At 39.3% G+C, this 21,422-nt stretch carries 17 protein-coding genes; 3 read left to right on the top strand and 14 right to left on the bottom strand.

The annotated features are described in order from the left end of the window. Positions 1–103 precede the first annotated feature (103 nt). The gene (locus FLL46_RS01115; RefSeq protein WP_210418561.1) at positions 104–1,033 is read right to left on the bottom strand and encodes a LysR family transcriptional regulator; all 930 of its coding nucleotides are present in this window, start codon (positions 1,031–1,033) and stop codon (positions 104–106) included. Positions 1,034–1,194: 161 nt separating this feature from the next. On the opposite strand from FLL46_RS01115, the gene FLL46_RS01110 reads away from it, so the two are divergent. Next, on the top strand, positions 1,195–1,581 hold the full coding sequence (locus tag FLL46_RS01110) for a nuclear transport factor 2 family protein (RefSeq protein WP_142891576.1): 387 nt from the start codon (positions 1,195–1,197) through the stop codon (positions 1,579–1,581). 202 nt (positions 1,582–1,783) lie between these two features. Here the strand turns inward: FLL46_RS01110 and FLL46_RS01105 are convergent, their stop codons facing one another. The 10 genes from FLL46_RS01105 to FLL46_RS01060 form a co-directional block, all read right to left on the bottom strand. After that, entirely contained in the window at positions 1,784–2,887 is a 1,104-nt protein-coding gene (locus FLL46_RS01105; protein WP_142891575.1) for a hypothetical protein, read from the bottom strand. Next, positions 2,880–3,680, bottom strand: a complete 801-nt coding sequence (locus tag FLL46_RS01100; RefSeq protein WP_168203990.1) for a hypothetical protein — start codon at positions 3,678–3,680, stop codon at positions 2,880–2,882. The genes FLL46_RS01105 and FLL46_RS01100 overlap by 8 nt, the downstream gene beginning before the upstream one ends. Positions 3,681–3,873: 193 nt before the next feature. Then, a complete protein-coding gene (locus FLL46_RS01095) occupies positions 3,874–5,649 on the bottom strand; it encodes an ABC transporter ATP-binding protein (protein WP_142891573.1) in 1,776 nt (591 codons plus the stop codon). Between the two features lie 26 nt (positions 5,650–5,675). After that, positions 5,676–6,704, bottom strand: a complete 1,029-nt coding sequence (locus FLL46_RS01090) for a radical SAM protein (protein ID WP_142891572.1) — start codon at positions 6,702–6,704, stop codon at positions 5,676–5,678. 84 nt (positions 6,705–6,788) lie between these two features. Further along, a complete protein-coding gene (locus FLL46_RS01085; RefSeq protein WP_142891571.1) occupies positions 6,789–8,297 on the bottom strand; it encodes a B12-binding domain-containing radical SAM protein in 1,509 nt (502 codons plus the stop codon). Positions 8,298–8,343: 46 nt separating this feature from the next. Beyond that, positions 8,344–9,123, bottom strand: coding sequence for a class I SAM-dependent methyltransferase (locus FLL46_RS01080; RefSeq protein ID WP_168203989.1), 780 nt, complete (start codon positions 9,121–9,123; stop codon positions 8,344–8,346). Then, on the bottom strand, positions 9,116–10,492 hold the full coding sequence (locus tag FLL46_RS01075; RefSeq protein ID WP_142891569.1) for a B12-binding domain-containing radical SAM protein: 1,377 nt from the start codon (positions 10,490–10,492) through the stop codon (positions 9,116–9,118). The genes FLL46_RS01080 and FLL46_RS01075 overlap by 8 nt, the downstream gene beginning before the upstream one ends. A gap of 12 nt (positions 10,493–10,504) precedes the next feature. Then, on the bottom strand, positions 10,505–12,064 hold the full coding sequence (locus tag FLL46_RS01070; protein WP_142891568.1) for a B12-binding domain-containing radical SAM protein: 1,560 nt from the start codon (positions 12,062–12,064) through the stop codon (positions 10,505–10,507). Between the two features lie 11 nt (positions 12,065–12,075). Continuing rightward, positions 12,076–13,323, bottom strand: a complete 1,248-nt coding sequence (locus FLL46_RS01065; protein ID WP_142891567.1) for a nucleotidyltransferase family protein — start codon at positions 13,321–13,323, stop codon at positions 12,076–12,078. After that, positions 13,308–14,255: a phosphoenolpyruvate carboxykinase (ATP) gene (locus FLL46_RS01060; protein WP_142891566.1), complete on the bottom strand. Its 948-nt coding sequence runs from the start codon at positions 14,253–14,255 to the stop codon at positions 13,308–13,310. Before FLL46_RS01060 ends, FLL46_RS01065 begins: the two co-directional genes overlap by 16 nt. Positions 14,256–14,881: 626 nt before the next feature. Between FLL46_RS01060 and FLL46_RS01055 the strand changes: the two genes are divergently transcribed. Next, positions 14,882–15,559, top strand: coding sequence for a methyltransferase (locus tag FLL46_RS01055; RefSeq protein ID WP_142891565.1), 678 nt, complete (start codon positions 14,882–14,884; stop codon positions 15,557–15,559). Between the two features lie 38 nt (positions 15,560–15,597). Here the strand turns inward: FLL46_RS01055 and FLL46_RS01050 are convergent, their stop codons facing one another. Both FLL46_RS01050 and FLL46_RS01045 read right to left on the bottom strand, forming a co-directional pair. Beyond that, a complete protein-coding gene (locus FLL46_RS01050; protein WP_168203988.1) occupies positions 15,598–16,722 on the bottom strand; it encodes a glycosyltransferase family 4 protein in 1,125 nt (374 codons plus the stop codon). Next, entirely contained in the window at positions 16,719–17,486 is a 768-nt protein-coding gene (locus FLL46_RS01045) for a class I SAM-dependent methyltransferase (RefSeq protein WP_168203987.1), read from the bottom strand. Before FLL46_RS01045 ends, FLL46_RS01050 begins: the two co-directional genes overlap by 4 nt. Before the next feature lie 238 nt (positions 17,487–17,724). Between FLL46_RS01045 and FLL46_RS01040 the strand changes: the two genes are divergently transcribed. Further along, positions 17,725–18,936, top strand: a complete 1,212-nt coding sequence (locus tag FLL46_RS01040; RefSeq protein ID WP_142891562.1) for a glycosyltransferase family 4 protein — start codon at positions 17,725–17,727, stop codon at positions 18,934–18,936. Between the two features lie 54 nt (positions 18,937–18,990). On the opposite strand, the gene FLL46_RS01035 is transcribed toward FLL46_RS01040, so the two are convergent. Next, positions 18,991–21,030: a trypsin-like serine protease gene (locus FLL46_RS01035; RefSeq protein ID WP_142891561.1), complete on the bottom strand. Its 2,040-nt coding sequence runs from the start codon at positions 21,028–21,030 to the stop codon at positions 18,991–18,993. Between the last annotated feature and the right edge of the window lie 392 nt (positions 21,031–21,422).

Raw genomic sequence — 21,422 nt, 5'->3', positions numbered from 1 at the left:
GATAGACCACAACCAGCTTCTTCTTTAATAACAACTAAAGCTGAAGCTGGTTTTTGTTAGCCATCACTTGATTAGCTATTGCTTTATCAACCATCTCTTTACTTCAGGTAATCGCTGACATTTGACTCTTAATAAAGTCGATAGCTAATTTCACATTTAACGGCGGGTTACTACCAAAAGCATGAACGGAATAAACCGGCACTGAAGGCAGCAAATAATCACTAAAGATATTTTCTAATTCATGCTTTTGTTGACAGGGATAAAATAAAAAATCAGGAATTAAAGCGATACCTGCGCCCGCTTTAACCATTGCGATCACTGAGCTTAAAGAATCATTAAATCGATTAGCATGAAAAGTAACTGTCCCTTTTTTACCTGTATTTTTATGAGAAAGTTCGTGATTAATATTCTTACCCTGCCAGGTATTGGCAACATAATCACAACTCTCGGCAACTTCAGGATCCTTGAGTAGCGCTACAGCGGATAAGTTTTTTTCTCGAATGTAATCTGGACTAGCACACAAGACTTCGCGAAATTGGCCGACTAATCTCTGTCGGTATTCACTTGAAGGCATTTCTCCAACTCGGATAGCTAAGTCGACTCCTTTCTCTATTAAGTCAACTCTCTGATCATTAGCCAGTATGGTGGGGACTATTTTGTTATATCGATTAACCATCGCACCAACGGCAGGCGAAATCACAGGCTCGATCAGCGCGTGTGGAGCGTTGACTGAAATCGAGCCGGTTGGTTCTATCTGACTATCCCTGGCATCATCCCAGGCTTTCTGGGTGAGCTGATTAATCTTTTGGCACTGCAGATAAAACGCCTTGCCTACCGGCGTCAAGATTTGTTGGCGAGTTGTTCTTTTCAACAACACGACGCCTAGCTCTGCTTCCAGAGACTTCAGCTGTTGACTGACCACCGATTTAGAAATGTCCAAATCTTCAGCGGCGGCGCTAATCGAACCGGCTTCGACTACACGAGAAAAAACCACCATGTGACGCAGGTATTTGATTGTGTTTGTCGATATCATTTTGTTTGATACTTTTTAATAATGCCCTATCCTTTAATATAGCTCTACCCTTCAATATTGTTCGGTATTTTAGAACAGTAATTATTGATTTGCTATCTTTTTCTAAACACTTAATCTCTTTATCATGAACCTATAGTCAACCGAACAGATAGGACAGATCAATGAATACCGAACAGAAAACAACGCTACTAGCAAAAGTGGGCAGTGCTAGCGAAGACTGGAAAAACGCCTTTAATCAAGGGAATTCAGCCGGATGTGCTAACCAATATACAGCGAACGCAACTATGCATGCTCGCCCTTTCGGCACATTCAACGGCACCGAAGCAATTAAACAATTTTGGCAAAACTTAATTGATGAGGGTTTTGCTGAAGTGGAATATGTTAATCCCGCGTTCAACGTCATCGACGAAAAATCGGTCATCGTTGAGTCTCACTGGAAAATGAATAAAGCCAGCGGCGTGATCCATAAGGAGCTTTGGGTAATGCAAGAAGATGGAAACTTTAAATTAGAAGAAGATGATTTTGAGGTGTTGGAGTCTGACGGGTAATCTTGCTTATGAACTTTAGCCTACAGTAGCGCATAATAAATTTCTTATCTAGCCGTCATATCAACTGAAGTGGAAATCATTATTTCAGTTGATATGACATACAAATACTTCAATACTAACCTCCGTAAAACAAGTCACAATACATGACTATAAAAACTCCAGAACCACTTATACGCAAAAGCGCCTACTAGAAAGCATAAATTCAAAAATAAAAATGTGTTTGCACAAAGATTCTCTCCAGATTCTGTTCTGGAAATTGTGGTGGTGCTTCACGCTCTCGATATCCAAACCGAAGTTGAATATTTGAGTAAGGCGTGTATTCGTAGACAACCGAGTTTCTAATTCTGTGATCTTCCTTAAAATCATCATCAGGATCATGGTATTCTGTGGTCACTTTAATATTATGGCCTTTGCTGGTTTCATAATTCAATTCAATCAGACCGATCAATTCCGTAATATCTTCACCATTTCCATTTGCAGTACCATTATTTTGGTTATTTACCGTATCGATTTCTCCCATAATGGTGAAATTATTCCAATGATACCCCGCAAACAAGGCTAATATTTTCTTATCAACCTCATCGCCTTGATTAATTACTGCAGCTCCCCCTATACGAAAGTCACCTAGAAAATACTCAGCGCGAGCCCCAAACTGAAACTTATTGTCGTCATTCGTTACTGAACTTGTTCCATTAGTAATGAAAAAGTTGTAAAAGGAAGAACCGCTGGTTAACCCATACTCAATACCATTATCACTATTGTCAAAATTAAACCCGGTCACTTGTCGAATAAAAGCCCCGTCATCTTCGATTCTCAATCCTAGAGAAGGCATCATTTTACCAACTTTCAAGTAATCACCATTGTCGAACTTTTTGATTAGCAAAGCCTCTCTACTCAAAGCTGTTCCTGGTGAAACTTGCTGATCAAGATAGAGTAATAAATCGTCTCTCCCAGCTTTAATTAAAGTGTAAATTTGCGCAGACTCCACTCCAAAGCCGCTAGCGGTTTTATCGGTAGCGTCGTCTTTTGATGCGTCGAAGTCATACCTTAAATTTCCGCCAAACTGAATAAATTCCGATACTTTAGCGAAGTCAAAATTGTTTGCATCGGAACTTTCTGCTGGCAACTCCATATAACCATAGACGTTTCCATAGCTTGTTCTCATTCCTCCTCCGCTCGGATTAACATGGCAGGCCGAACAAGGCTGGTTTGTCTTGATAGAAATATAGGGTTCCGCTTTAGCTTGATTTGCAGAGAAAACCGAAGCTGCAACAAAAATAAACTTAAGGAATAAATTCTTACTCATTACGCAATTCAAGGTGAAATTCATACCTTCCCCCTTCTTGATTATCATTGTCACCATCAAGAGTTTTATTATTCAAGTCAATTAGAGGAGAACCGTCAGGGTCATTCAAAACCAACGTCAATCCTTCTAACTCTCTGGTGCGTTGTTCAAGCACTATTTTAAATTGAAAACTATTAAGTGGTTTTATTTGATACTCACCTGGCGTTAACAGATATTTGTGCGAACCATTGAACTCGTATAAAAAAATGCTATCGTAAGAAAACGCTGCCGGAACTAACGGAGAACTAAAAGTGACGATATATGAATTTGAAAAACTACCTTTTGATTTCTCTCTAGTAATAGAAATTACTTTAGTCAAATTCGACTCAGGAATTGGCAACGCCCCCTCCCTTATCCATTCTTCTATCAACTGAATACTCTCATCACTAAGAGGCGCTAATCCGAGAGGCATTCTCTGTCCGGCACGAGGATCTCCTCGAACTTTTAACACAAGATAACTATTCTCGGGATCAAATGGTTTTACTAAATCAAAATCAGAGTTCCCGACAGCCGCGACATTGACCAGGGATTGAAAAGCAATTACCTCACTTTCTAGCCTCAATCCTTGCGGCGCTTGCGCGCCAATATGACATTGAATGCAGATGGGCGTAAACACAGTTTGTTGTATCTGGCTTAGCAATTCACTGGTTTGGGGAGGAGGCTCATTTCCAGAGTCGTCCTCAAAAAACTCTCCGGTTCCTGGTTCGCAACCTAAAAGCACTAACAGTAGGCAACCATAAATATATAGTTTCATGATATTTACTCGCTTCATTTGTGAAGCTAAAGAAATATTGGCAATACTGTCTCAAAACAAAGCAATAGCTCTCTGGCTCGTAATTATTACTTAAAAATCAACTTCTAAATTCACCTGATAATTTTTAATCATAGAATACAAATCAATATTGTTACAAAGTTCGCTTCAATTTAATTTGGCTTAACTAACTGCACTAATAAACATTAATTGAAGATATCTTACTTATTTTTTGCTCGTCGGAACTATCGCCAAAATAAACGACTTGATCAGCATTTCGAATGCTCGAATCTCTATGAGCAATAATTATTATCGTTAACTTCCCCTTTAAACGAGCTAGTGCGCTTTGAATTTTCTGTTCGTTAACTTTATCTAGCGCACTTGTCGCTTCATCCAACACAAGTAACTTTGGCTTTTTCAATAGTGCCCTGGCAAGCGCCAGTCTCTGCCGTTCCCCACCCGAAATTCGTACACCTTTATCGCCAATAATACTGTCTAGCCCATCAGGCAATCTCTCGACAAAATCTTTAGCGGACGCTTGCTCTAACGCGAGCCAAATTTCGTGCTCGGTTATTCCTTCACTTACCCAGTTAAGATTATCTCTGATAGATTGGTGAAACAGGTGGTTTTCTTGGGTGACATAAGCCACATTATGCCGCCATGACATTAGTAACTCAGGATTCAAATGCTGATTATTAATAACAACTTTGCCTGCTGTTGGCATTAACAATCCGACTAGTAAATCTGCTGTCGTTGTTTTGCCCGAGCCAGATGGCCCAAAAAATACGGTTGTTTGATTGATTGCAATTTTAAACGACAAATTGTCGATCGCATTTAAAGCTTTCCCTGGATAACGATAAACAACATTTTTAAATTCAATAACACCGTCATGTTCTGAACTATCAAACGCTTTCAGTTTTGAGGCTGAAAAATCAATTTGCTCATTCACCCTAAAGGTTTTTATTGTTTCTCTAACATCCTCAATAGACGGTAGCTCAAATAATAACAAGTGAAGCGTATTAATTAAGGTGGCGATACTCGGCAGCAATCGAGAAAAAATAAACAAAACAAGTAGCAGAGTCGAAACAGCTACTTCTAACCAGACTAAAGAAACATAAAAAATTGCGCTAATAAAAACAACAGAAGCAATAGTAAACATTAACTTGGATAGCGCATTAGCTGAGCTAGCAAGAACGACTTGCTTCTCTAGTTTCTGGTTTGCTACCTTTAGCTTTTTATGAAAAAAATACTCCGCATTAAAAGTTTTAATCGTTTTAATGCTGTCAAGTTGCTCACCAATAATTTGAAAAATATCACTAAAACCAAGTAGCCTTTTTTTTCCTGCTTGATGTATTTTATGGTTAAATGGAATAATCGGAAGAACAAGAGCTGCCGCAAAAAGTACGGCTAACAAGCTTATTTCCCAGGACAAAAGAATAGCCAATGTTACATACACAAAAATCATAAGCATCTGGCTTATCAGCAACAATAACTGCTGAAACACATTTCCCATTGACTGAATCTGCAATGTCAATGTATGCCCAAACTTAGATAATTTATTTTCGGTAATAAACTGCCAATTTGATTTTAAAAGAGCAAAGTGAAGCAGCTCGCGAAAGTAACAAATAATTCTTTGTTGGATTTTTGAAACTTGGACGGTTAACGAATATTGAACGAACGCTACCAATGACAATATCGATACATACACTACCAGAACAGTCATCAAACTCAAGTTAATGCCTAGAAATCCTAAAGCACTTTCAAGCGACTCTGTGAACTGGATATCAGGCATTGTTGAATCTTCCAGGCCAATAAATCCCAACATAGGTATTAGCAACAATATACCAATACCAGCTGTCGCTCCTTGCAACAGCATAAGCACCAGATTAACGATAACTCCCGATGGAGAAAACGAGTACAGGTAACGAAAAGCAGATACTAGAGATTTAATTTGACTAAGCATCGTAGTCATACTCTATTTCTTGCTTTATTTGTGTACTAATGGAAAGCACTACAACACCTCGCACACGCAGGAAATAGTCCTCCTGCCTTATCTAGATCCAACTGCAGCTTCCGCAACACTTGTGACTGCCAAATCGTCAGCAAGTCACTTTGATAAAGATTGCCAAGTTCAAGATTAAAACAGCGACCATGTGCTGGAATCACGCTCCCATCAGATTTGAGCATTATATTTCGATATATATCCAGGCATTTTCTTCCTATAAAAAGTTTCGGTTTATGGTAAAAAACATCCAACATTTCTCGAGTTTCTATTTCTGGAGAAAAACTGACCTTAAAATCAGTAGCCAGACTTTTAATTCGGCAAATATCGCTCCACAACAAGTCGAGGTTCATTTCGTCAATGTTAATCTCTTCAATATTCGAATGCGTAGCATGATAGTAATATCCATGGTGCATATTGTGCTCCTGCGCCATTTCGACTGTGGTAAAATTAGTATGCATAAACCCTAGCTGCTCAATGGGATATTGTGAGAAAAATTCTACAAGCTCACTAAGATTGCCTATATTCCACTCGGTGATCACACAAAAAATGGAAATCTTGGGCCTCTTAGCGTGCTTGATTAATTCTTCAATACCATCCAATGCTTTTTGAAAAGAGTACTTATTTCCGCGGATACTATTATGGATTTCCTCTGTTCCATCTAATGATAAAAAAATATTCTCGACGCCATATTCTAAAATTGCATTCGCTTTTTGTTTAAGCTTTAAACCATTAGTCGTAATCGCAACCTCTAATTCATTAACGCATGCAATCTCCAAACTCTCTTCTAGATACTTATAAATAAGTGGTTCGGTGAAAGCATACCCTAACTTGGCATTAGGAAAGTATGATTTCGCTTGCAGTGAAATCTCTCGAAACAGTTCTAAAGGCATATCAATAGGCCGGGCCCCAATCAAATTTTCAGAAAAATTGGTTTCCTTTGAGCCAGTTCCTACATCGCACATTTTGCAATGCAAGTTGCATATATTATTGACACCTAAAACTAACCATTTCAGTGTGTGCATATTCGGACTCTTGAGTAGATTAATGATATACCCATTTGTTGACTCTAAATGTTCTTCAGTTGTTTCCGAGACAAATTCATAAAACTAAAAGCCTGAAATTTCCGGTCTTTGATAACTCAACTTCTGCTGTAACCAGTTGAGCTCATAGGGCCTGAAATAAAAGTGTCCATGATAGCGAAAACCACTTACCAGTTTTAACAACCAATAACGCCACGAGCCAGGTTTAATATGCCGAGCCGTGGACGTAGGATAATAAGCATTCAGTACCGTTTGAAACTCAGCCAAGAAAATTTGCTCTTTTTCGGTTAACCATGGAACATCAGCGGTTGTTCTCTTCTGGATTTTCCTCCATTTGGGGTCAACCCACTCTTCCAAACTGGTTGGAAAACTAAAGCCCAATTTAGTAACCTGGTCAAACATTTCTCCGCCGACAGGCACGGGGTCATAACGATACATTATGATTTCTGCACTAGGATTTAACTTCTTAATTTTTCTTATAAACTTAATACTTTTTTTCATATCTTTAACTGGGTTTGGCGGATTACCTAAAATAAAACTCAGTTCGGGAATAATATCAAAATCCTTCATTTTCTTAACCAGCTTTAACACGCCGGACGCCGACTGTTTCCCGCCTTTATTCATACGCCTTAAAGTTTCATCATCACCGCTTTCCGCTCCAAGAAAAACCATTTTCAGTCCACAATCTCGCATTAGCCGCCATGTTTCATCTTTATATTTAAGCAATGTATCAGCGCGTCCTTCTCCCCACCAACTTATTTTTAGATTTCGACTGATAAGTTGATTGCAGAATTCTTTTACTCTTTTTTCCGCTGTAAAAAAATTATTATCGTGAAACTCCAATGCATTTATCTGCCACTTGTTCACCATATATTGAGCCAACTCTCCGAGACGCTCTCCAGTCTCACCTATCCATTTTCCGTCGGCCAATGAAACGACAGCACAAAAATTGCAAAAAAAAGGACACCCAAAACTACTATGGTGACTGAGTGTTCTGGACCCTAAAAAAGTGGGTAAGACGTAATCTTCAACGTTAATTCTGTGGTAGGGATATCGAGGCAAGTGGTTCGGATTCATAGGGTGACTGCGGTTAGTCGTAACTAATTCTCCATTTCGCTCAAAGGCGATACCTGAAACTGTTTCAGGTAAACTCCCAGTCTCCAATGCAACAATCAAATCCCGAAAACTTCGCTCTCCAGGCCCAACAATAACATAATCAATATCCCGGTCATTGGCGCAGACTTGATAATGATTTAACGGAAAATAACCACCAACTATTACAGTTAATTCAGGACAATGCTTTTTAATTATTCTCAAATCTTTTAAGGTTGAGACAAGTTGCGGCCCAGGCATAATACTAATCGCTAAATATTTAACACCTTTGTGGTGAACTTTATCGACAATTTGTTGTGCATGACTAACTTCACTACGCAAATTCCCATCGACGATCTCATAACTAAATCGACCTTCAATTAACGATGCGACTTGAAGAATGGCAGCAGGCATTCGCTGATAATTTGGTTTCGCACACTGAGGGTTATAAAATATTATTAATGTTTGTTCATCAACTTGCATAATAACCTTCTTATTTCAATACAGTTCTAACAGCTTCTTCCTATTACTAACACTTCTTAAAAACCAACACATAGTGATCAGATAAATGGCAAGCAATGTTACTCTGACAAACAAAAGTTTCCAGCTTGCTCATACTTCGATAGAATACAGGCCACTTTTCCACATGCTTGTTCGTATACGGTGGTGGCATAAAAGTTCCTAAAGCTTCTTGATAAACTAACTGAAAAGATTCTGCCTCAACTATTTTTTTGAATTCGCTAGCCTTAGGGTAGTAGATATCTTCGCCGCGCCAAGATGATTTTCCTTTAACTCTTCGGAATGCTTCAGCCAAATCTCTCTGCAACAAATACCAAAGCCATTCCCAGGGAACTATCGGTCCCATTATGCAGACAAACAAAATACCACCATCATTCATCAGGTTATAAGCATCTCGTGCGAATTTTCGCCAATTATTAATACAGTTAAGTCCACCGAAATTCGAAACGACTCCATCGAATTTCGACCCAGCCATTTGGTCTAAATCCTGTAAATCCAGTATTCTTGTAGAAACTTTACCTTCCAATTCTTTTCGCGCAACTTTATCATTAATCACATTTAGCATGGACGCAGAAAGATCCGTCGCTAGCACTTGACTTCCGGATTCAGCTAGATAAATCGCATCTTCACCAGTTCCAGAGTTGAGTTCCAAAATCCTCGAATCACCTGAATAATATTTATCAAAAACACGATGAGTTCTACTTCTGTAATAGCCACCTAAAAACGTTCGGCTAAATGTTTTATCATAGTCAACAGCACAGTCATCAAATAGCGATTGAATACTACTCATGGGCAGCTTTCTCCAATAGCTTCCTTGATTTTTCAGCATGTTTTAATTTCATTGATAACTTTGGCGAGCCACTATCTTTCAACCGATGAAACTCTACAGTATTCTTAAGGTAGCGATTCGCATATCGATAGTATCTCGCGCTACGCCTACCTGAGATTTGGTAATCTCTATCACTTCCATCTTCCCACTTGACTTGAATTGATATCTTCTCTTGATTCTCAGCAAAATATTCAGTGCCTTTAATTGGATAAGCAACTGTCGTTAAATAGATGTCAGGGTTTATCTTAGCAACTTGGCGCACCGTTTCGTCGATGTCATCAATATTTTCATCTGCATACCCCCACATGAGGAACATCCCAACTTCAATTCCTCGGCGCTGCGCAGACTTTGTGGCTTGATACACTTGCTCAATCGTCACCTTTCGTTTCATATGGTCAAGCAACCTTTGGCTGCCACTTTCTGCACCGATCCAAACCCGATAACACCCAAGTTCTTTGAGCGTATCTACCACTTTTTCATCCATCATTCGGTCGGCCCTTGAAATCGTTTCGAAAGGCACCTTGAGTTTTCTCTTTTTTAGTTCTTCTGCATATCGGAAAAGCCATCGGTGATTAATAGTGAAGACATCATCCGCATACCATACCTTGGTTGGATTGTAACGGTTAACAATATGTTCCAACTCATCAGCACACTCTGCGGGCTCTCGCCGACGGTGGCTAAAACCAAATACGGCATGAGAACACCATTTGCATTGGTAAGGACACCCTCTAGCGGTAATCATACTGACGCTAGACTCACCATGAAACTCCTGCCAAACGTCAAGGTATTTTTGTATATCGATTGCTTCTCTATCCGGCCATGGGTATTCGCTAATATTTCTCGGCATATTTCGCGCAGCGGTTCTTATCAATTTGCCCTGTTTATCGAAAAAAGCCAAACCAGCGATATTGCCGAGCTCGTTATTGTCTTTTAATGCTTGCACTAACTCCTTAGTCGTTTGTTCTCCCTCTCCTAATACGACAAAATCAGCTCCATTCAATAAATAATTCTCGATGTAGTTAGCCGATTCAGGACCACCTGTAATTACAGTCCAGTTATATTTTTTCGCAGCCTGAATAATTTTTACTACCGAAGGACGAGTCATCAGGTTAGTATAAATTCCAACGATGCCTCCTGGGTTGGCTTGAAAAAGAGCGATTAACTCACTTCGGCTTTTGAAAGTACTGTCAAAAATTTCAACCGAAATTTGATGATGCTTCAAATAGGAAGACAAATATAGCAACCCCAATGGAACGTACGGGCGCATAATCTCTTGTTCTTTTTCATCCTCAAAAAGAAAGTAACCGTGAGTCAGTAGGATATCAGGCATATCGTTAAGCCTCTAAAGTACTTGTAACTTAATTCGTTTGCCGCCCAATTTGCTGCTTCTTACCTTTAACGACTTAGCTACTCTCTTAGCATCTAATGATACCGAAGTTTTTGCAGAGCCAAAATTCGAGGCAAGACAGCCTGGCGCAAGAGTCGACTCTGGAACTTTATTACGATAACTTTCAGCCGTCTCCATTAATTGCCGCCACTGAGTATTCCAATATTTTCTTTCCTCCTCTTCACTTTGCAACTCTTGGTGTAAATGCTCTCTGATTCGACGATAAAATTCTGCGCTAAAAGTTGACTGAAAAACGGTATCGAGATCATTACTTTCTAACCAGTGGCTCTTCTCTGACATCTGGTCTCTAACCTTTTGATAAAATGGTGTACCGGGTAATGGATAACTCACGCTAACCCCAATTTTCTCCGGCTTTAGTTCCAACAGCATTTCTCGGGTACTATCGATATCAAGCAAGTCTTCCCCCAAGTAGCCCAATTGAATAAAAAAGCCAACATCAATGGAGCAGTCAGCCAAAAGTCGCCGTGCATTTTTTACCTGAGACAAGGTTATCCCTTTATCCATATCATCTAAAATTTTCTGACTTCCGCTTTCAACCCCCAACCAAACCTCAGAGCATCCTGCAACTTTCAATGACGCAGCAACGTCCTCGTTAATTAGATCGGCTCTTGATTGAATCATGAAGGGAATTTGAATTTTTAACTCATCAACTTTTTTAGAGAAACGCTCTATCCAACCTTTTTTTAACCCAAATATATCATCAGCAAACCAGATGTGTTCTGGCGCGGCATTTTTCACTAGCCATTCTAATTGCTCAGCGACATATTCGGGACTATGTGAACTGTATTGCTGCCCCCAAATAGGTTTTGCACACCAATTACACTTATATGGGCATCCCCTCGTGGTGACCATATTTATGCTAAAGAAACCATGCTTTTTTTTCCAAGCTTCTCGATATTGGTCAAACTCAACCAAGTCCCACGCTGGCTGTGGCAATTTGTCTAGCGCTCGTAGTGGTTTGCGTTCACTGGTCTTTTTGACTTTATCATTTGATAAATAGTAAATACCTTCAATATATTCCGGTTCCCTTACTTTTTCTTTAGAAAAGTACTCGGTAGCCTCCACTAAAGTTTGTTCACCTTCTCCATAAATAACTAAACGAGCACCTCTTAGCAAATAAATCTCTGGATTATCAGATGCATCCGAGCTATGAATAATAACTGGAATATTTAGCGCTTTCGCTGAATCGATCATACGCAAAGTTGTATCGCGAACATGCGAGAGACACATCTTGGTTAGAAAATTAAAATCGTCCTCGTAAACCACTAACATTGATGGTGGTTCGCTTTCTAAAATAGCAAAAAGTTCTTGAATACCTTCTGATAGGACAGCATCGAACAAATCTACGTCATAGCCACTCTCTCTTAATAGTGAGGCCGCATATAGCGCTGCTAACGGAGGGTAGGGTTTGAATTTATCTGAGTATTGCTTGCTGTCGTTGTTGAGAAAAAAGGCATGTGCAATGAGGATTTTATTATTGGATTGGTTCATCATAGCAATAGCTCCTACTTCCAATCTTGCTTGGGGCTCAGATCATGAGCAGCCATAATACTCCAGACTTCTCTCGGTTTTTTTTGGATTAGTCTATTAATAATCGTAAGCAATCTTGCCCCAGCCCAAGGGATCGAGGAAAGAGATTTCCCTTCCCGAACTTGAGTATTTTTCTTCCTGTTTTTAAAAGCAGCCAAAAGAGCAAAACCATCAACAAAGCTATGAACCCAGATAAATTGAGCAAATGGACTCACTGGCCACGGATTACAGCAAGACATTTCACTTAGCTGTAGATTGTTCACCAAAAGTTTATGTCTCCACCCGACTTCGGCGTAGAGTAATGCTTTCAATTGATGAAAACTGGAAAAATAGTGCTCACACAACGATAAAGAAATTAACAATAAATGTGCTACTCTCCATTCAACGGCTTTCTTTACAATCAATTGATAATCGAGTTTATGTTTTTTCTCGAAAAGATAGATATCGTATAAGTGTAGCCATCGTCCACCTCTGTTCATAAAATGTTTTGCCGCATGAACAAGCAAGTAAATAAAGTGTTCTGTGTCGGCTAGCTTTCCAGATTCTAACCTGGCGCTTTCAAATGCACAGGTCAAATCGCGAAGGGCTAATATCTTAATTTCAAAATGAACGTCAATACCAAACGGAGAGTTTTCATTTTCCCCTGCATACAATTCATTATTAATATCCATATTGGTTGGGTTAAGTCGAAACATATTTTTTTGTTTATCAATCCACTCTCCAGGATAATAGGTAGCGCCCGACTCGGTTATCGCTACGGGCGTAAATCCCCCTTCAGTCAAAATGTCATCAATTAGATCTTTGTCTTTGCTATCAAGATAAAGGTCAATATCAGCCATCGGTCGAGTGGCAGGATCGGGATACACGTTAAATGCAAGCTCAATACCTTTAAACGGAACGAAACGAGTTTTTTTTCTAGAGAGTCCCTGAGTTATTCTTTCATAACATTCGCGAATTTTTTGAATGCGTAACCCATTCTGATGATACTGTTGAATTAAATAGTCTCTAAACTCATCTGGTATTTCCTGACAACCCAAGCCTCGGGAGCATTCTTTTCCCCATAAGGGCCCCATACCATGTACAAAAACGATGGTTTTAGCGACTTCCCATTCTTTATCACTCCAATTTTTAATTTCTTCAGGAAAATAACTAGAATCGCCTCGGAGTAATGTGGCGAGCCAACCAAAAAGCGTTTCAGATATTTCTTTTATTGTGTGACGCATATTAATTCATCATGTACTTTTTCAATACTGTCAAAGAATTGGTTGAAATCGCCCGCAATATTTGCGCTAAAACAAGGACTCTTTTTCAACCATTGGACTGCCGGCAAACGCGCATTAGAAAATAATTCAAACCCCTCTTCTTTGGGGTATAGCAAGTCATTAAAATAACTGTTAGTCGAAATAGGCTCAAACTTCGCTGACTTTTGAGAGCGGTCTGAATTGATAAAGACGACAATCAACTCTGACGCACTGCCATTCGCCTTGCCTGTTGAGAATTGTTTAGAATCATTAGCAATAATATGCTTTAGTTTTCCGTTATGAGTCATTACCGCTTGAGCATTGATGTCATTGTTAAATAAACGATAGCTATCAGGAAAGAGATGAAACTCTCTGCAGTCAGCTCGCAGGCCGACAGACTTACTTACACCGACAAAACAAATATCTTCTGCAAGCACCACTAAATTTCGATGCTTAGCTGCCATCGCAAGTGTTGACTTGCCCGCACCGCTTGAGCCAATGCATAATACTAAAAGTTGGTTGAGCCGAAAGCTTGCAGCATGAACGGGTAAAAAATGATGGTGAGTCAACAGAAAATAGCAAAGGGTGTTTAGCACTTGATGACGTAATACATATTCGTTGTTAAGCATACGCTGACATACAAAAGCTTCGCCAATATTATTGAGTCTATCGGCCTTGAAACAGTTGTTTCCTGACTGACCAACCAATTTGTGCTCATTCAACTCAAATAAAGCAGGAAAATCTAAAGATTTAGAGTCGACCAAACTATGATTAATTGAGATTTGGTAATTAGCACTAACCACCTCTTTATGTTCTAGCGGAAAAATCTGAGAAATAATGCTATGAATTGACCTACTTTCACAAGAAAAGTGAATGGGTACACCTAATACTGTTCGTACACTAGAATAATTCATTGTTCTTTATGCACCTGTATTTTTATACTTTTATATTCAGCCGGATTCGCTTCTACTCTTTCCTACCTTATCACCACTAGTTCAGCATTTATCATTTTCTGTACTTCCGCGCTTTAAAGTCTACATAGTCTTCCAAAAGACCAAGCTTATTTTATTAACACGTTTAAATATTTCACTCGGTGAAGTCTTTAAACTGTTAAACTTCAGTTGTCCTTTATCAATTTGCTTTTCTTAAAATTCTAGTTAAAAAGCCCAGAAATGTAGCGCTTGTCAAAAAATGCTTTGCTTTACAACGCAATCGACTTCACGGTCAAAAAATGCTTACAATACGACATCGCCGCTCCTGCATAACCAACGGCGAAATTTGATTGGTTTTAAAAATCATATGTCAAATAACACAGTTAATACTACAGATTTGCGGTTCTCTTAAACACAGACAAATTCACAATAAGGAATATTTTCATTAATTGTAGTCTATTAAGAATAGAGTACGGGTATAGAACAAATGTTACAGTTTTTAATAAGTAAATATAAAAAATGTTGGACAATAATTATCGAAAGTCTTATCGCTATCAAATGAAGATATTGCTATCGCAAAATTTTACCACCCCAGAATAAGAAAAATAATGATGATAAAAAAGCTACTGAAAATCATACTTACCTATACTCTAAAGCCTTATATTAAGTTCATCTACCTTGCTTCGCCGAGGCAGTATTCCTATGACAATTTATCGCTGCAAGTTGATGTTGACGTGTTTCACCCGGGTTTGTTCTACAGTTCCAGGTTATTTGCCGATTTCATTAATGATTTACCTCTCAAAAATAAGACACTGCTCGATCTAGGATCGGGCTCTGGCATTTTGTCTTTAGTTGGCGCGAAAAAAGGCGCTAAGGTTACTGCAGTTGATATAAGCGAAGTTGCTGTCGTTAATACACGTAAAAACGCACACGAAAACAAGCTGAACATAACAAGCCTTCAATCTGATCTATTCAGCCAGGTTACGCAACGTTATGATTATATTGTGGTTAATCCGCCCTACTATCCTAAAACCCCAAAATCTAGTGCCGAACAAGCCTGGTATTGTGGTGCATCTCATGAATATTTTGAGCGTTTTTTTGGCGAGCTCTCCAATTATTGTGAAGTTAACGGTAAGGTCTACATGATTATGTCCGAGGAATGCGACTTAATCAGGATAAAAAAAATAGCGAGACTCCATGATTTTAGCCTGAATATCGTTTTAAAAAGAAAGTTTCTACTAGAAGACAATTTCATCTTTGAAATTTCAAAGTGTTCAGTCGACTAAACTCCAACTTCCTATGGGAAAATACTGTTATTAAACCGTTAAGCGTGCTCATATCGAGTTAATATTTCGTTGTAACTGTCAATGAATTTTTGTGCAGTTATGGTCACATCGTTCTTTTTTATCCATGACTGAGCTTTTAAAACGCGTTTTTGACGCTCTTCAGGAGCATTGGTTAAATGAACAATCTGGGTCGCGATCTTATCTGCTAGTATTTCTCTGGGAAAGTCTAAACCAAGTTGTAAATCACTTAGCCAACCGACACTGGTGCCTACCGGGCATACTCCCTGGCTACAAGCTTCAGCGAGAGCGATACCTTGAGACTCGTAATAGGAAGTTTGAATCACAAAATGTTGCTCCGCCATCATTTGTTTTAGTTCTTTTTGTTTTACAAAGTCATGAAAACTAATGAACTCCGTTAAGCCCATTTTTTCAGCTAGTTTTTGAATTTCTCCATTTAGCGTGTCCCCTCCAACCCAATTCAAATGGAATGGTAAACCCAATTGCTTTAGATGTTTAACTACCTCAAGCATCAACCAGGGATCTTTAACTCGGTTAATCGATGCCAATTGCAACAAATTCCACCGATTTTCAGCCTTATCTTCACATACTTTGAAAGGCCAAAACTCGCGGTCGATGCCCAGAGGAATTAATGACGCTCTGATGTTAACGGTATCGACTGCTATCGACTGCAAGTAATTAGAACCACAACTGCTAGCCTGCGCCATTTTAATGCTCTTTTTGATTAAGTAACGGCTTAGGAAACTTCTATAACCACCGTATCTAATTTTAGAGATATTCACTAACTCTCCACCAGCAATACTCGCTAAGAGTGGAACTTTTAGCTTCTTACAGAGCATTGCGGCGAATATCGTTGGAGACCCTAACCAAAAGCTATGAGTTACTTCAGGTTTGAATCTGTAATGATTCATGCGAGCGATAGCAATTCTGTAAGCACTAAAGATATTTCTGAATCGGACATTTGGTAAAGAAATCACCAGACAACCATGTAAGTAATATTCGGTTAATTCGCGGTGCTGATTCAGTGCGATGATACAAACCTCGTTCTCCACACTAAGTGTTTTCAATAATGATAACAATGCAGGTATTACCTTCACTTCTCCGCTGGGATGAACACCGCCCGGCACCACAATGAGAATTTTCATTGTGTTATCATTATCCATGGAAAAGGTGAGCATATCTCAGTCTGAACGGCTTTATTCTTTGAAGGTTGGTAAAAAATTTTAGCGTTATAACGTTCAATAAGTGTGCGACTGTGATGATGATAAAACGCAATCATTTTCTCCGTTTCTAACTGCTGATAATAAGCTTCTGTTCTAGATTTCGCCGCGGCTATTTTCTCCTGCTCATAAAATGGAGAATCGATAATATGAATTTCTCCCGAAGGTGCTAATAACGGCAAGCATTGTTCTAGTACCAAATCAGGATCTTGAAAATATTGGAAACTACTATTAAATATAATTAACGAAAACTGCCCTGGCTCAAGAACACCACTAAATAAATCTAAATAAGCAAAATAGAGGTTTTTTCGACTAAAAACCCTGGCGGCTTGCTCTAATTCCAACCTGTTAATGTCAACAGCCAATACATTAGCTTCAATATTCTCTGCTAGTAAATGACTAAACCAGCCATTACCACAACCGATATCCAAAACCCAATCCGAACAACTACAGTCAAATTTACGAAAATACTTCACAACATTTTGAGCTGAATGCTCTCGTATCTGCCATTCACGGTGGTGAGCGTTATCAGGTGAAACTCTCGGTAGTTCAGATACCTGCTCATCAGTTAAAATTCTCTCCTCCTTAATTCGCGTCTCTACATAAGCCTTTTCAAAAACATCGTCTATAGGTTCACTTAAATAGATTATCGCAGAATTTTCATTGACTAGTTTATTTAACTGTTTCATTGCTAAACCCGTTGAGTTATTGTGAAGTGTATTAAAATTCAACTCTATACACATAATAGTTACTATAATTAGCCTAACTTCAAATGTAAATTTAACTTTAATTTCACCTACCTTAATAGTTACACAAAATAAATGAAAGGTTTTGACCTTATTTGCATTTCTGCCATATTCTAATTAAGCTGCAGAGATCATTCGTCAGAAAATAAAGAAAGGAACGATAAATTCGGATGGGGGAATTTTGGCTGAAAGCAAAAAACACTTGATACTCGTTAACTACGCGTATCAGAGCGAAATTAATAACCCGAAAATACTTTTAGAAAATTATTTTATGCTCCCGGCCTGGGCAAACGCTTGTCGCAAAAAAGACGTAAAAGTTTCTGTATTTCAGCGTTTCAAAACAGATGAACAGCTCGAATCTAATGACGTTCAATATTTTTTTGTTAGTGACACCTTGCCGCCCAGACTATCTTTCTATCATTGCGCGTTGAGTTTCAATCGAAGAATTATTAACTATGCTAGACAAGTGTTATTTTCTGATACCCAACCACTTTCCGCACTGGAAGCAACTTCACCTGAGCACCAGGTCGCTATTCACATTAATGGGCTGATATTTCCGATGAGTGTGTTACATCTCACCCACTCACTCAATGAAGGTGTACGTTATTTTGTTCAACACCACGCAGAAAGACCTTTACAAAAACTGCCTCATCTATTTAACAGAACAGCCAACAGAAAGGTCACGCGTTTTTTCTTTACTACTAAGTCACACGCAGAACCCTGGATAAAAGTCAAAGCGATGAGCAGCTCAAAGATAACCGAGCTGATGGAGTGTTCTTCGACTCTAATACCAAGAGACAAAAATAAATCGAAGCATAAACTAGGTTTTGCTGGAAAACCGCTACTTTTATGGACCGGAAACCTCAATCACAATAAAGATCCCTTAACAATACTCGCTGGTTTCGAACAATTTCTAATTGACTTCCCCGATGCACAGCTCATGATGTTATTTCGTAGCAAAGAATTATTAACACAAGTGAAAAAGAAAATGGAAAGCAATTCGAAGCTCGAAAATGCAGTATCTCTAATCGGGCAAGTCCCCTACTCAGAAATTGCAGACTATTATAGTGCGGCAGACATCTTTGTTCAGGGTAGTGCTCGCGAGGGATCGGGGATTGCAGTGTTGGATGCGCTGGTTTGCGGCGCAGTTCCAGTAATAACCCAAATACCAAGCTTCAAAGTTTTGACACGGAATGGCACCGTAGGAACTTTATGGTCAAGAGGCTCTGAGGACGAATTTCTTCAATCCCTAAGGGCAGTAATGAGTAAAAACTTACCAGCCCAACAAATCGATTGCCAAAAATTATTTAAAAATAATTGGTCAATTGATGTTTTGGTCAGGCAGGCACTAGAACATTATTTTGGCACAATCGAAACCTTAAGAGAACAATAATTGGAGACGGGCTCTCCCCGCATAAAGATGCGAGGAGAGTTTCACCGAGAAAAGTTACTGCTGAATAGGTGCGGGGATGATCACTCTCGTTGTTGGTAACTTACGAAATGTTCTATGTTGCGTTAATCCGGCTACCGGAGAAGAAATAACAGTCGGCTCTGCCAAACCATCATTAACAAGTGTCACGGTATAATCTCCGACTTCCTCAGGATTAAATGATGAAACCCCTATCAGGTAATTGATATCGGGATCAGGAAAGAAAATAAGTTCGGCAGTTCCGCCGACAAATGGCGAAAAGAAAAAGTTGAGGACGCCACCGCCGCCATTTGCCTCTCTAACATCGCGATCATAAAGACCGATAAATCCGTCAAACCCCGTAGAGTCGACTCTGATCACAATCGCTTTTTCATTACTCAGATTTGCAATATCGAAATAGTCGATATAAAAAGGCGCAAATGGAAAGTCAGGGTCGGTTTCATCATCTGCAGTCAACTGACCAGTCGCACTCGTTTCAGGCGGCGTACCGACAATGATAGTACTATTCCGCGAAAAATTAGATTCGTTTAGCTCGGCAGTAAGGCTCGGCAAATAAACGCCATCTGTAAGAGGCGGTGCGACAATTTGATTTACCCCAACCACGCAATTCGAAGTAACCGGTCCTAATGGCCCCTGGCCATCAGCATCTGCACCACATTCAAATTCTCTCGCTCGCTTTGACTCATCCAGAATTCGATAATCAAAAATCAGGCCTTGGTCTGGGTCGTTAGTGATAGTTGAATTAACCAATTGCCATCTTGGTTTAATTGATTGAGTTGGCTCATAACGAGTTTCTTGATTGCCGAAAACAGCAATGTAACTTCTTCCATTTCGTACTGTAACTTGATGTACTCTTGACGGTTCAACGGCGACGCTTTTCGCCCAATCAGATAATTCCGAAACTCTTGCCCAAACCCCAGGATTTCCCGGAAGTGCACAACCATTTCCATAGCTGGTGATCCCCGCTAAACTCCATTTTTTCGATTTAAAGTCTCTGACTAAAAGTGGTCCGCCACTGTCGCCCTGACAAGCATCGATGCCACCTTCCGGCGTACCACCACAAATTTGCGTTTCAAAGTTGACCGCATTGAAATAAACATCATGACAACTTTGATCGTCGTAAACAGGTAAGTGCACGTCTTGTAGTAAGTTGCTGCTCAGGTTGCTAGTTCCCCAGCCAACAGCAGTCGCTAGTGTGTCAACTTTGGCAAGTTCTGCGTTTTCAGGTGAAAGCATCGCGATTGATTGTAGGCCACTTTTACGCAAGTCTACTGGCTCAGAAAGCTCCCATAAAGCAATGTCGTATCCAGCAACTGTTCCAAAGGGAGCACCAGGTTCACTTGGAAACGCGGCATAATCCGGGTGAACGTACACTTCTTTAACACTGAGTAATTCCCCGCTACCATCTTGAACATTATTAGTTCCTGCTACAACCGCAAGTTGTGCGGGATTGGCTCCCACAGAACAATGAGCCGCAGTAGCTACCCAACGATCAGTGATAAGCGTTCCGCCGCAAAAATGACGAAAACCCAAGGGACTCATGACCCCAACAGAAATCATAAAGGGATACTCTCCAATTTCTGTTTCGTCACCACCGATAATTCTTGGTGCTATAAGATCTTGTTGTTCGCTATTTACCGGGTTTGCAATCACTGTCGGCGACACTTCATTGCCTCGACCACCGGATACGTTTCGCCAACCAAATGCGACTTCTTGACGAATGTTATGATCGCCTTCTGGCAGATCGCCTAACGTGTATATTCCCAAACGATTGGTCATTGCATAAACTTCATCGGAGTCACGTATACCATTATCATTAGCGTCAACATAAACGATAACATTTTTAAGACCGCGTTCACCAAAATTACGTACGCCATTTCCATTTCGATCATTCCAAACATAGCCTAAAACAGAACCTGCCCAGGGTCTTTTTGGCGCATTAATTGTGCTATTTAACGTTTGCATTTTTGTAACGCTAGTTGCAAAACTTTGAGCAGAAAAAAACATAAGTGTTGTTGCTATAACAGCTAATAAATTATATTTTATTAAACATTTCATTCATTCTCTCCCTTAGTTAGAGATTTCAAAAAAGTGTCGTTCAAACGCTATATCGCGAGTTGAATCTTATGCGATCAATGCAGGCTTTATGAAGAACGTAAAATGCTAAATAACTTCAGTCTTCGTCGAAAAAACAACTTAAAATTAATTGAAGACCACTAGGAGTATATCGATCTTTTTGTTATTGCATTACATAACATATGAGATATTTTTTGAATTAATTGGAAGTGAGATAAACTTGGTAAAACTTTGCAAAAAAGCGTTAAAAAATCACAAAAAAACAGAGAAATAATCACAACAAATCTAAACATTTATCATTATAAAAAAATATTTTCAGCCTATTGAAAAACAGACCTTCCCCCATTGCAAGTCAATAGTACTTTATTACTCAA

Source organism: Aliikangiella coralliicola (assembly GCF_007004725.1).
Taxonomy (GTDB): Bacteria; Pseudomonadota; Gammaproteobacteria; order Enterobacterales; family Kangiellaceae; genus Aliikangiella; species Aliikangiella coralliicola.
This window is presented reverse-complemented; position numbering and strand designations above follow the sequence as displayed.

Excerpts from the sequence above, each read along its gene's own strand:
- FLL46_RS01095 (WP_142891573.1), bottom strand. The coding sequence starts at position 5,649 with ATGACTACGATGCTTAGTCAAATTAAATCTCTAGTATCTGCTTTTCGT.
- FLL46_RS01080 (WP_168203989.1), bottom strand. The coding sequence starts at position 9,123 with ATGAGTAGTATTCAATCGCTATTTGATGACTGTGCTGTTGACTATGAT.
- FLL46_RS01050 (WP_168203988.1), bottom strand. The coding sequence starts at position 16,722 with ATGAAAATTCTCATTGTGGTGCCGGGCGGTGTTCATCCCAGCGGAGAA.
- FLL46_RS01075 (WP_142891569.1), bottom strand. The coding sequence starts at position 10,492 with ATGCCTGATATCCTACTGACTCACGGTTACTTTCTTTTTGAGGATGAA.
- FLL46_RS01055 (WP_142891565.1), top strand. The coding sequence starts at position 14,882 with ATGATGATAAAAAAGCTACTGAAAATCATACTTACCTATACTCTAAAG.
- FLL46_RS01105 (WP_142891575.1), bottom strand. The coding sequence starts at position 2,887 with ATGAGTAAGAATTTATTCCTTAAGTTTATTTTTGTTGCAGCTTCGGTT.
- FLL46_RS01085 (WP_142891571.1), bottom strand. The coding sequence starts at position 8,297 with ATGCAAGTTGATGAACAAACATTAATAATATTTTATAACCCTCAGTGT.
- FLL46_RS01065 (WP_142891567.1), bottom strand. The coding sequence starts at position 13,323 with ATGCGTCACACAATAAAAGAAATATCTGAAACGCTTTTTGGTTGGCTC.
- FLL46_RS01100 (WP_168203990.1), bottom strand. The coding sequence starts at position 3,680 with ATGAAACTATATATTTATGGTTGCCTACTGTTAGTGCTTTTAGGTTGC.
- FLL46_RS01115 (WP_210418561.1), bottom strand. The coding sequence starts at position 1,033 with ATGATATCGACAAACACAATCAAATACCTGCGTCACATGGTGGTTTTT.
- FLL46_RS01090 (WP_142891572.1), bottom strand. The coding sequence starts at position 6,704 with ATGCACACACTGAAATGGTTAGTTTTAGGTGTCAATAATATATGCAAC.
- FLL46_RS01045 (WP_168203987.1), bottom strand. The coding sequence starts at position 17,486 with ATGAAACAGTTAAATAAACTAGTCAATGAAAATTCTGCGATAATCTAT.
- FLL46_RS01060 (WP_142891566.1), bottom strand. The coding sequence starts at position 14,255 with ATGAATTATTCTAGTGTACGAACAGTATTAGGTGTACCCATTCACTTT.
- FLL46_RS01035 (WP_142891561.1), bottom strand. The coding sequence starts at position 21,030 with ATGAAATGTTTAATAAAATATAATTTATTAGCTGTTATAGCAACAACA.
- FLL46_RS01110 (WP_142891576.1), top strand. The coding sequence starts at position 1,195 with ATGAATACCGAACAGAAAACAACGCTACTAGCAAAAGTGGGCAGTGCT.
- FLL46_RS01070 (WP_142891568.1), bottom strand. The coding sequence starts at position 12,064 with ATGATGAACCAATCCAATAATAAAATCCTCATTGCACATGCCTTTTTT.